Raw genomic sequence first — 10,890 nt, forward strand, 5'->3', positions numbered from 1 at the left:
ATGGCGTTGTGTCAAGGCCGCCCCCGTTGCCCGCCCCTAAACCCGGGGTCAAAACCCGGGGTCCGGGGGCACTTTCATGGCGAAAGTGCCCGCTGACCCCGGTTTTGGAGTGGGTGGCCCCGTACACTCGGTGCCCCTTTCACGATGGACGCAGGCCAGATGATCCGGACCAAGCTGCCCAAGGTCGGCACCACGATCTTCACCGTGATGTCGCAGCTGGCGGCCGAGCACGGCGCGGTCAATCTCGGGCAGGGCTTCCCGGATTTCGAGGTGCCCCCGCGCCTGGTCGATGCACTCGCCGCGGCGATGCGCGACGGTCACAACCAGTACGCGCCGATGACCGGCATCCCGGCGCTGCGCCAGGCGATCGCAGAGAAGACCGCGCGTGTCTACGGCCATCTTCCCGATCCCGAGACCGAAGTCACCGTGACCAGCGGCGCGACCGAGGCGCTGTTCAACGCGATCCACGCGGTCGTGCGCGCCGGTGAGGAGGTGATCGTGCTCGACCCGGCCTACGACAGCTACGCGCCGGCGATCGAACTGGCCGGTGCGGTCGCGGTGCATGTGCCGCTCGATCCGGCCACCTTTGCGCCGGACTGGCAGCGCGTGCGCGAGGCCGTCACACCGCGCACCCGCCTGCTGATCGTCAACAGCCCGCACAACCCCTCGGGCGCGATGTTCGCGGCCCACGACATGCAGGCGATCGCCGACATCGTCGCCGACACCGGCATCTACCTGCTGTCGGACGAGGTCTATGAGCACATCGTCTTCGACGGCGCGCGGCACGAGTCGGCACTGCGCTACCCGGCGCTGCGCGAGCGCGCATTCGTGGTCTCGAGTTTCGGCAAGACCTATCACTGCACCGGTTGGAAGCTCGGCTACTGCATCGCACCGCCGGCGTTGAGCGCGGAGTTCCGCAAGGTCCACCAGTACAACGTGTTCTGCACATTCGCACCGGCCCAGCATGCGTTTGCCGAGATGTTGCGCGAGGAGCCGGCGCATTACGAGCAGCTCGGCGCGTTCTACCAGGCCAAGCGCGACGCGTTCGCCGCGCAGTTGGCGACCACGCGCCTGCGGCCGTTGCCGGTCCCGGGCGGCTATTTTCAGCTCGTCGATTACGCCCAGGTCAGCGAACTCGACGATGTGGCGTTCTGCCGTTGGCTGACGATCGACAAGGGCGTGGCCGCGATCCCGCTATCGCCGTTCTACGCCAGGCCACCGCAGGGCCAGCGACTGGCGCGGCTGTGCTTTGCGAAAAATCCGGCGACGCTCGATGCGGCGATCGCGCGGCTGCGTACGCTGTAGCCTGCCGCCGGGCCGCCGGGCCGCCGGGCCGCCGGGCCGCCGGGCCGTGGCGGCGGGGCTGCGACGATCGGTCGCAACCGCGCCTTCAGGGCCCAGCGCCTAGAATCATGGGACCTCGCGGCCCACGCGGCGCCGCGATTGTCCTTCCCGAACCCTCAAGCGTCCCCGTGCGATCGTTGCTGCCGTCCGTTCTCTGTCTCACGCTCGCGCTGTCTGCGTGCGCGTCGCCGCCTGCCGGCCCGTTCCACGGCACCGACCTGTCGGGTGTGTCCTACGGGCGCAGCCTGGACTTGCAGGACACCGAGGGCCGCCCGCGCGGCCTGGGCGACTTCCGAGGCGATTACGTCCTGCTCTCGTTCGGCTACACCCATTGTCCCGAGGTCTGCCCGACGAGCCTGCTCAAGGCCACCCAGGTGCGCCGAGCGCTGGGCGAGGACGGCGACCGGCTCAGGATCGTGTTCGTCACCGTCGATCCCGAGCGCGATACCGGAGCGGTGCTCGATGAGTACGTGCGCGCGTTCGGCGACGGCATCGTCGCGTTGCGCGGCGATGCGATGCAGACGCGACTGGCGGCGCAGACCTTCCGTGTGACCTACCGGCAGGTGCCCACCCGCTCGTCGTATGCGATGGACCACACCATGGTCAATTACGTGATCGGGCCGGACGGCCGGCTGCAGCTGGCGTTCCAGTACGATCAGCCGGTCGCGCAGATGGTCGACGACCTGCGGGTCTTGATGACGCGCGAGCGCGGAACCGACTGACCTTGCGGTCGGACTTCTCCGACTTGCGGCCACCGCGATGCACCGCTTAGCCTCGTTCTGGGGAATACAACGGGACAACAAGGATGAAGATTCGTGTGTTCATGGTCGATGACCATGCATTGGTACGTACCGGCATGCGCATGATCCTCGACGGACAGTCCGACATCGAGGTCGTCGGCGAGGCCCAGAGCGGCGAGGACGCGCTGCCGCAGATCCGCAAGCTGCAGCCCGATATCGTGCTGTGCGACCTGCACCTGCCCGGCGTCAGCGGTCTGGAGGTCACCGAGCGCATCGTGCGCGGCGGCTCGCCGACGCGCGTGATCGTGGTCTCGATCCTCGAGGACGGGCCGATGCCGCGTCGGCTGATCGAAGCCGGCGCCTCGGGCTACGTGGGCAAGGGCGGCGATGCCGCAGAGCTGGTACGTGCGGTGCGCGACGTCGCGCGCGGCAAGCGTTATCTCGCCAGCACGATTGCGCAGAACCTGGCGCTGGCCGGCGTCGACGGCGATGGCACGCCGTTCGATGCGCTGTCCAGTCGCGAGCTCGAGGTTGCGATGCTGTTGCTGCACGGCCTGCGGCAGGAGGACATCGCCCGGCGGCTGAGCCTGAGCGCGAAGACGGTCAATACCCACAAATCGCGGCTGTTCGAAAAACTGCAGATCCAGGATGCGATCGCATTGGCGCGGTTGGCGAGCCAGTACGGCATCGCACCGCCCGACATGGCGGTGTAGGCGCCCGCGCCGCGCCCGCGGTACCGACGCGAAAGCGCGGACTGATCGTCTCGGCACGGTCGTGGCCCGCACCCGGATCCGGCCGGCTGGCGAGGCAGGGCGGGGCCGTCTCGCCGCCCGTATGCGTCGGGCGCGCTGTGGGATCTGCTGCCCAGCGCAGTGATGCCCGCGATCGAGCGCGCGTTGCGGCACAGACGCTGGCTCGCCGAGAGGGCCAAAAAGAAGCCCCGGACATGCCGGGGCTTCTTCGTGTGGCTCAGGCCTCGCGGCTCGGCGGCGGGTCCGGCTGCTCGTCCTGCTTGGCCTTGGCGTCGCTTGCCGCAGGCGTGCGCGTCGCGACTGCGGACTCGGGCACGTCGTGACGCTCGGCATCGGGCTGCGCCTCGGGCTCGACTGCGTCCGTCGGCTCGGCCTGTGGCGGCGTCGCTGCGGCGATACCGGCCCGCGACGCATCCGCTGCCGAGTCGACTGCGTGCGCGGCCTGCGGCACCTCGTCGATCGCCTCGGTCCGCTCGACCTCGACGGCCTTGACCGCTTCGACCTGCTCGACTGCGTCGGTCGCTGGGGTGCTGGACACCGGCGCATCGAACAGACCCGGGGCCGTCTCGCGGCTCCCAGCGTCCGCCACCGGCTGTTCGACCGGCGAAGCGGGCACGGCGGCATCAGCCTCGGCCTGGGCGGTGTCGACCGCCGACGGGGTCGACAGCGTCGCGGCCGGATCGACCGGGTCCGCGTCCTGGGCCGGTGCCGGAACCGAGGCGTCTGCCACGCCGGTATCGACGTCGGTCTGCGCGTCTTCTGCTGCCGGCAGGGCCGGGGCGGTGGTCGGGGCCGATGCAGGCGCCGCCGACGACGGTTCGGACGCGTTGTCGACAGGCGCCTGCGCCGCGCCATCGGCGCCGGTCGCGATCACGGCCGCGGCTGCGGCAGCTGCGGAAGCAGGCGCCGCGGCTGCAGCGGGCGTGAGCGCAGGCGCCGACGTCGCGGCCTGGGGCTGCGCCGGGGCGGCCGGCAGGTCGTCGAAGTCGAACTCGGGCTGGGCGCGGTCGGACGGGACGATGCCGTGGTCGTCCGCGGCCTCGTCGTCGTCCTGCTGCAGCTCGTCGCCCGCGACGCTGCCGTCGCCAGCCTTGCCACGGCGGCGGCGGCGGCCGCCGCGACGACCGCGACGGCGACGGCCGTTGCCGCCCTCGTCATCATCGCTCGTGGTCGGTGCCTCGTCGGTCCGATCCTCGTCGGTCGGATCGGCATCGACCACGGCCGGCGCGAGCTGGGGCGATGCCGCGTCCGCTGCCGAAGCCGGCGCGTGCCGATCGGCCTCTGCCGGGGCCGATGCCTCGACCTTCGGCGACTCGACCGGTGCCGGGGCGACCTCCGTGCGTGCGGGCGCTGCCGCCTGGGCCGGCGGCGTCGAGACCACGGCCGCGGTGGCCGCGACGGCCGGGGCCGTCATCGTCTCGGGGGCGTCGTCCTCGCCTCTGGGCGGACGGGGCGCGCGCGGCGGCTTCTGCTTCTGGCGACGCTCCTGGGGACGCTTGTCCTGGGCTGCGGGCTGCTCGCGGCGCGATTCGCGCTGCGGCGTGGCGGCCTGCTCCTCGCGTGCAGGTGCCGAGGCGCCGGTCTGCGCGCCCTGACCACCTTGTCCACCCGAACGCGACCCGCGGCGGTCGCGACGCTGACCGTTGCGGCCGTTGCCGCGTCCTTCGCCGCGCGGCTGGCCATCCCGGGCCTGACCATCGGGGCGCGGCGCGCGGGTGTCCTGGCGCGCGGGCTGCGGCGCAGGGGCGGGAGCGGCGAACAGCGTCTTGAGCCAGCCGACGAAACCGCCGGACGAGGCCTGGGCCGGCGCCGGTGCAGGGGCGGCCACGGGCGCGGGGGCCGGGGCGGGCGCCGGCTCGGGCTTGGGCTCGCGGATCGGCGCAGGCTGGGCCGGGCGGACATTGGTCACGGCCGGCGGCGGCACGTTGAGGTTGCCCTTGCTCAGCGCGATCGTCGCCACGCGGCGCGGCGTACCGCGCTGGTAGCTCGGGCGGCTGGTCTCCTCGCCGAGCTCGTTCTCACGGATGCGCGAGACCTCGTAGTGCGGCGTATGCAACTGCTCGTCGGCGACGATGATGATCGGGGCGCCGTGGCGCTTCTCGATCTCGGCCAGCGCGCTGCGCTTCTCGTTGAGCAGGTAGTTGGCGATCTCCACCGGTGCCTGCACCAGCACCTGCCCGGTGTTGTCCTTCATCGCGTGCTCTTCGGCGACGCGGATGATCGACAGCGACAGCGATTCGATGCTGCGCATACGGCCGTGGCCTTCGCAGCGCGGGCACACGATCTGGCTGGACTCGCCCAGGCTCGCGCGCAGGCGCTGGCGGCTCATCTCCAGCAGGCCGAACTTGGAGATCCGGTTTTGCTGCACGCGTGCGCGGTCGTACTTGAGCGCGTTCTGCAGCCGGTTCTCGACGTCGCGCTGGTGCTTGTTGGACGACATGTCGATGAAGTCGATCACCACCAGGCCGCCCAGGTCGCGCAGGCGCAGCTGGCGGGCCACCTCGTCGGCGGCCTCCAGGTTGGTGTTGAACGCGGTTTCTTCGATGTCGCCACCCTTGGTGGCGCGCGCCGAGTTGACGTCGATTGCGGTCAGCGCCTCTGTCTGGTCAATGACCAGCGCGCCGCCGGAGGGCAGGCGCACGGTGCGCTCGTAGGCGCTCTCGATCTGCGACTCGATCTGGTAGCGGTTGAACAGCGGGACGTCGTCGGTGTAGTGCTTGAGCTTGCGCAGGTTGTGCGGCATCACCTGCTCAACGAAGTCGCGCGCCTCGGCGTACATCTCCGGCGTATCGACCAGGATCTCGGCGATATCGGCGCGCATGTAGTCGCGCAGCGCCCGGGTGATCAGGCGCGACTCCTGGTAGATCAGGAAGGGCGAGGGCTTGCTGAGCGCGGCCTCGGCGATCGCCCGCCAGATGCTCAGCAGGTAGTCCAGGTCCCATTGCAGTTCTTCGGCGTCGCGGCCGACGCCGGCGGTACGGATGATCACGCCCATGTCGTCGGGAATGGTCAGCGCGTCCATCGCCTTCTTCAGCTCGGCGCGGTCCTCGCCTTCGATCCGGCGCGAGACGCCGCCGGCGGTCGGCGAGTTGGGCATCAGCACCATGTAGCGGCCGGCCAGCGAGATGAACGTGGTCAGGGCGGCGCCCTTGTTGCCGCGCTCTTCCTTGTCGACCTGGACGACGACCTCCTGGCCCTCGCGCAACAGCTCCTTGATCGAGCCCTTGTTGGGGTCGACGCCGGCCTGGAAATAGTCGCGCGAGACTTCCTTGAGCGGCAAAAAGCCGTGGCGGGCGGCGCCGTACTCGACGAACGCGGCCTCGAGCGAGGGTTCGATCCGGGTGATCCGGCCCTTGTAGATATTGGACTTCTTCTGTTCCCGCGACGGCTGTTCGATATCGATGTCGTACAGGGACTGGCCGTCGACGATGGCGACGCGCAGTTCTTCTGCCTGCGTCGCATTGATGAGCATGCGCTTCATGGATTGCGTTCCTCAACGCGCTCTCGCGCGCGGAACGTCGGGGCGTTTCGCCTGGATGAAGCCTGAAGCCGCCGCGCACGCGCAGCGACGAACCGGATTTTCCAGCGCTACGACACCACGGCGGGCCGCGGGAGCGCTCGTTGTTGTCTGGGTGTTGCGGGCCGCTGGCCGCTCGCGACCGGTCTTGGACCGGGACGGGCGCCGCGCGGGACGTGTTCAGCGCCGATGCCAGGCATCGGGCGATAAGCAGCGTTGCCGTCCAGCCGCTAACATGGCCGCCCCTGGGGCGGTGGCCGCGCACTGTCCGGAGACCTTCGGAAGGTGGGCTTTTGGCCCGTGATCTTCCAGGGAAATCAGCACCTTATATCGCGGGCCGAGTGTAGCAGATAAATAAGCGACGATGACTGACAACGATTCCGGCCCGGCCGGCGGCGGCGTGCGGCTGGTCCGGGTAACCGACGACCGCGCCGGCCAGCGCCTCGACAACTTCCTGCTGGGCCAGCTCAAGGGCGCGCCGCGTTCGATCGTCTACAAGATCGTGCGCAGCGGCCAGGTCCGGGTGAACGGTGGCCGCGCCAAGGCCGAGCGCAAGCTCGAGGCCGGCGACGAGGTCCGCATTCCCCCGGTCAGGCTGGCGCCGGCCGGAGAGGCGGGCACGCCGTCGCGCGGGCTGCTGGCGGCGATGGAGGCGAGCATCGTGTTCGAGGATGCGCGGCTGCTGGCGATCAGCAAGCCGTCGGGCATCGCCAGCCACGGCGGCAGCGGGATCAGTTTCGGGGTCATCGAGACCCTGCGCGCGCTGCGCCCGAACCAGTCGCTGGAGCTCGTGCACCGGCTCGACCGCGACACCTCGGGGCTGATGGTGCTGGCCAAGAAGCGCTCGGCGTTGACCCAGTTGCAGGCGCTGATGCGCGAGGATCATGGCGCGGGTATTCGCAAGCGCTACCTCGCGCTGCTCGCCGGCCGCCTGCCCGACGGCACGATGAGCGTCGATGCGGCGTTGCACGTGGGCTTGCGGCAGGGCGGCGAGCGCCACGTCCAGGTCAACGCCGCGGGCAAGCCTTCGCTGAGCCATTTCCGGGTGCTGGAGCGCCGCGGTGGACAGTCGTACTGCGAGGTGCGGATCGAGACCGGGCGCACCCACCAGATCCGCGTACACGCTCAGCACATCGGCCATCCGGTGGCCGGCGACGACAAGTACGGCGATCTCGAGGTCAACCGCCGGCTGCGCGAGCAGATCGGACTGCGGCGCCTGTTCCTGCATGCCGCATCGCTGGAGTTCACGCTCGACGACGGCGAGGCCTACGTCCTCAATGCGCCGCTGGCCGAAGACCTGCGCGAGGCGCTGGACCGGCTGGGCTGAGCTGGGAGGCGGTCACGGCGCGACTGGAATCGCGCTCAAAGACGCTCGCCGGACGCTGGGACGCCGAGTCGATGGCCGCAGTGCCCTGACCGCGCCCTTATTCGACCTCGGTGCCGTAACCCGCGCGCAGCACTTGCCGGTAGTCGGCCATCGAGGGCAGTCCGACAGCAGCGCGGTGCGCCTCCAGGCCGTCCGGGTCCTCCACCGGGCGCATCCGCATGACGCCATCGTCACCGGTTTGGAACTGGGGGCCGTAGCGCTGGGGCTGGCCGTCCGCGAGCAAGACGCGGTCGGTCAGCAGCGCGAAGTCGCTGCGGTCGGCACGGTCCAGTTCGACCGCGACCTGCATCCGCGCGAGCGCGTCCCGCTGGAATGCGGGGTCGTGGTCGGCATGTTGGACGAGCAGCCAAGCTGCCTTCGCACCGTCGTGGCCGACGAGATCGCTGTCGGGCCAACCTCGGGTTTCGATCAGCGGCTTCAGCCATGCGACGTTCTCGCGGTCGACCGCTGCGATCGCCTCCCAGTCGGACTGATCGAGCCGCCCCGTGCCGCCATCGGTCATCGCGCTGCGGACGGCCTGGTCACGCGCCGCGCGCGCCAGGAGTTCTGCGCGCAGCGCGGAATCGCGGGTGTCGGCGCGCGCGGCGTCCAGCGACTCGGCCTCGGCGCGCAATGCGGTCCATCCCGGCTGCGCCCGCAACGCGTCCAGCCCCGGGCGAGATTTGCCCAGCAGTTCGTCGAGTGCGATCCGACCGTTGGGGAGCTGCCTTCGCAGATACGCGAAGGCATCATCGTAGCGTCCCGTCGCAGACAGGCATTCGGCGGTCAGCAGTTCGCCACTCATCGGGATCGCGCCGCCCGCGGCTTCCGCGCCCAGCAGGATCTCGCCGCAACGGGCGGGGTCGCCCGCCGTGTACGCGTCCAACGCGTCCATGAAGGTTGGCGGATTCGCCCAAGCAGGCACCGCGCAGGTGAGCGCGGCGAGCATGCCGATCGCGCGGCGGCTCACGCGACCAATCGGTCGGCCTTGGCCGCGCAGATGAAGTCGTTTTCGCTCAGTCCGCCGACGTCGTGGGTCGAGTAGCGCACGTCGACCCGGTCGTAGTGCACGCCCAGGTCGGGGTGGTGGTCCTCGCGGTGGGCCATGAACGCCAGGGCATTCACGAACGCCATCGTCCGGTGGTAATCCTCGAACCGGAACGTGCGGGTCAGCGCGCCGCCGTCCTCGGCGAGGGTCCACTCGGGCAGGTGCGGCAGCAGTTCCCGTACCCGCGCTTCGGGCAGGCGGTGCTCGGCGCCACGGCGGGCGATGCAGTGGGCCTGGGCGAGGGGGATCAGATCCGACATCGGCAGCTCCTTGGGCAGCGGCGGCCGTTCCGCAACGGCCATTCATGCGACAGACGGCGACCGGCACGTGCGCCGGCGCAGGCTCGCTAGAATACCCCCATGATCAATATCTCCGAATCCGCCCAGACGCATTTCCGCAAGCTGATCGAGCGCGAGGCGCTACCGGGACTGGGGGTGCGCCTGGCCGCGGTCCACGCCGGTACCACGCGCGCGGACGTGCGCCTGGAGTTCGCCGAGCCAGGCGATCTGACCGGCGACGAATGGGCGATCGACTGCGAGGGCTTCACGCTGTGGCTCGACGCGCCCAGCGTGCCTTACCTGGACGGCGCGCAGATCGACTACGAGGCCCGCGCGACCGGCGGGCAGTTGCAGATCCGTGCGCCGAAGATCAAGGGCGAAGCGCCGCCGGAGGCCGCATCGCTGGTGGAGCGGGTGCACTGGGTGGTCGAGAACGAAGTCAATCCCCAGCTGGCCCAGCATCGCGGCAACGTGTCGGTGCAGGAGATCACCGCCGAGGGCGTGGTGGTGCTGCGCTTCGGTGGCGGCTGCCACGGCTGCGGCCTGGTCGACGTGACCCTCAAGCAGGGCATCGAGAAGACGCTGATGGAGAAGGTCCCCGGCGTCACCGCCGTGCGCGACGCGACCGACCACGACAGCGGCAGCGCGCCGTACATGCCGCGCGACGTGGCCTGAGCCAGGTCCGGCAGCCGGCGGCCTGCGACGGATGTTCACCTCTACCGACCTGATCGAGGTGCTCCGTCGCCGGCGGTCGGGCGGGGCGGCCGAGGCGGCGCCGGACTTTCCGCCCGGTTGGACGGCGTGGTTTGCGGCCATGCAAGCGCGCGCCGGCGGGGTGACCGGCGCGGCCGCGCCGGCGATCGCCGCAGTGCTGGCCGGCCAGCCGGCATCGCCTCGGCGTCGGCATGCGCCGCCGGCCAGTGCACTGGCCGCCTGGGCCAGCCTGGCCTATCCGCTCTGGGAGCATGCCCCCCGGGACGAGCGCGGCCTGCGGGTCGTCTCGCTGGTGACGACGCTGCTGATCCAACTGAGCTGGCTGGGCCTGTTGCTGCTGCTGATGCAGGCGCGGTTCCTCGCCGCGACCGAGGCCGCCGCCCACGGCGAGGAGCACGTCGTCGAGGCGGTGTTCATTGGCGCCGGCACGCCACGCGATGCCGGGGGCGATCCGGGCGAGGCACCAACGCCACCGACACCGACCGCTGCCGCGCAGGCGACGCCCACCGACCCGGCATCCGCACCGGTACCCGCGCCCACGGTGCCGCCCCCGGCGCAGGATCCCGCGCCCGCACAATCGATGGCCGATGCGGACGACGCGCCCGCGCAGGACGTGCTGCAGGTCACCGAGACGCCGCGGCCAGACAGTGCGTTCACGCTGCCGCCGCCGCGTCCGGCGGCGCCGGAGGTCGCCGTGCGCGACCGGCAGGTGCCCGACGCGCCGTTGCAGGCGGTCGAGATCCCGGCCCTACGAGGTCCTCAGCGCATCGACTTGGCGCCGCCCACGCCAGAGGCGCCGACGCTGGAGCTCGAGGTCCGCGAGCGGGCCGTGGCGCAGGCGACCGAGACCGTCCGTCTGCCGACCGCGCCGCGACCGGACGTGACGGTCGAGACGCCGACGCCAGCGGCGCGGTCCGCGCCCGAAGTCACCGCGCGCGAACGCAACGTGCCGCTGCGCGATCCCGCGCCCGCTGCCGAAGTCGCGACGACCCCGGCCCCCACCTCGGCACCGGCGCCTGCTCCGGCGCGGCCCGTGCCAGGCGGCGCGGCGACGCCAGCGCCGGGAACGGGCGAGCAGACCCCGGCCGCGACCGCAGGGCGTGGGCCCGTCGCGGCGTCCCCGCCGGGCGC

Annotated in this window: 8 protein-coding genes and 1 pseudogene; 6 read left to right on the top strand and 3 right to left on the bottom strand. The window is 71.0% G+C overall.

Annotation, left to right across the window (positions count from 1 at the left end):
* Positions 1–159: 159 nt before the first annotated feature.
* The 3 genes from ABE488_RS17495 (at position 160) to ABE488_RS17505 (ending at position 2,797) form a co-directional block, all read left to right on the top strand.
* Positions 160–1,305: a pyridoxal phosphate-dependent aminotransferase gene (locus ABE488_RS17495; protein ID WP_346449681.1), complete on the top strand. Its 1,146-nt coding sequence runs from the start codon at positions 160–162 to the stop codon at positions 1,303–1,305.
* A gap of 167 nt (positions 1,306–1,472) precedes the next feature.
* Positions 1,473–2,066: an SCO family protein gene (locus tag ABE488_RS17500; protein ID WP_346445838.1), complete on the top strand. Its 594-nt coding sequence runs from the start codon at positions 1,473–1,475 to the stop codon at positions 2,064–2,066.
* Between the two features lie 83 nt (positions 2,067–2,149).
* Positions 2,150–2,797, top strand: a complete 648-nt coding sequence (locus tag ABE488_RS17505; RefSeq protein WP_346449682.1) for a response regulator — start codon at positions 2,150–2,152, stop codon at positions 2,795–2,797.
* 256 nt (positions 2,798–3,053) lie between these two features.
* Here ABE488_RS17505 and ABE488_RS17510 read toward each other — a convergent pair whose 3' ends face one another.
* Complete coding sequence (locus ABE488_RS17510) at positions 3,054–6,308, bottom strand: Rne/Rng family ribonuclease (RefSeq protein WP_346449685.1); 3,255 nt, start codon at positions 6,306–6,308, stop codon at positions 3,054–3,056.
* 409 nt (positions 6,309–6,717) lie between these two features.
* Between ABE488_RS17510 and ABE488_RS17515 the strand changes: the two genes are divergently transcribed.
* Positions 6,718–7,680 (top strand): RluA family pseudouridine synthase, encoded by a 963-nt coding sequence (locus ABE488_RS17515; protein WP_346442237.1) that lies wholly within the window; start codon positions 6,718–6,720, stop codon positions 7,678–7,680.
* Positions 7,681–7,777: 97 nt separating this feature from the next.
* Here ABE488_RS17515 and ABE488_RS17520 read toward each other — a convergent pair whose 3' ends face one another.
* Both ABE488_RS17520 and ABE488_RS17525 read right to left on the bottom strand, forming a co-directional pair.
* Positions 7,778–8,689 (bottom strand): DUF6624 domain-containing protein, encoded by a 912-nt coding sequence (locus ABE488_RS17520; RefSeq protein WP_346449683.1) that lies wholly within the window; start codon positions 8,687–8,689, stop codon positions 7,778–7,780.
* A complete protein-coding gene (locus ABE488_RS17525; protein ID WP_346449684.1) occupies positions 8,686–9,027 on the bottom strand; it encodes a 4a-hydroxytetrahydrobiopterin dehydratase in 342 nt (113 codons plus the stop codon). Before ABE488_RS17525 ends, ABE488_RS17520 begins: the two co-directional genes overlap by 4 nt.
* A gap of 99 nt (positions 9,028–9,126) precedes the next feature.
* On the opposite strand from ABE488_RS17525, the gene ABE488_RS17530 reads away from it, so the two are divergent.
* Both ABE488_RS17530 and ABE488_RS17535 read left to right on the top strand, forming a co-directional pair.
* Positions 9,127–9,720, top strand: coding sequence for an NfuA family Fe-S biogenesis protein (locus tag ABE488_RS17530; protein WP_346442234.1), 594 nt, complete (start codon positions 9,127–9,129; stop codon positions 9,718–9,720).
* Between the two features lie 139 nt (positions 9,721–9,859).
* Positions 9,860–10,890: pseudogene (locus ABE488_RS17535) on the top strand (hypothetical protein); the annotation flags it as partial.

Source organism: Luteimonas sp. TWI662 (assembly GCF_039673825.1).
GTDB lineage: Bacteria > Pseudomonadota > Gammaproteobacteria > Xanthomonadales > Xanthomonadaceae > Luteimonas.

What these genes read in the sequence shown, in the direction of transcription:
- ABE488_RS17525 (WP_346449684.1), bottom strand. Translation starts at nt 9,027, where the DNA reads ATGTCGGATCTGATCCCCCTCGCCCAGGCCCACTGCATCGCCCGCCGT.
- ABE488_RS17505 (WP_346449682.1), top strand. Translation starts at nt 2,150, where the DNA reads ATGAAGATTCGTGTGTTCATGGTCGATGACCATGCATTGGTACGTACC.
- ABE488_RS17510 (WP_346449685.1), bottom strand. Translation starts at nt 6,308, where the DNA reads ATGCTCATCAATGCGACGCAGGCAGAAGAACTGCGCGTCGCCATCGTC.
- ABE488_RS17515 (WP_346442237.1), top strand. Translation starts at nt 6,718, where the DNA reads ATGACTGACAACGATTCCGGCCCGGCCGGCGGCGGCGTGCGGCTGGTC.
- ABE488_RS17495 (WP_346449681.1), top strand. Translation starts at nt 160, where the DNA reads ATGATCCGGACCAAGCTGCCCAAGGTCGGCACCACGATCTTCACCGTG.
- ABE488_RS17530 (WP_346442234.1), top strand. Translation starts at nt 9,127, where the DNA reads ATGATCAATATCTCCGAATCCGCCCAGACGCATTTCCGCAAGCTGATC.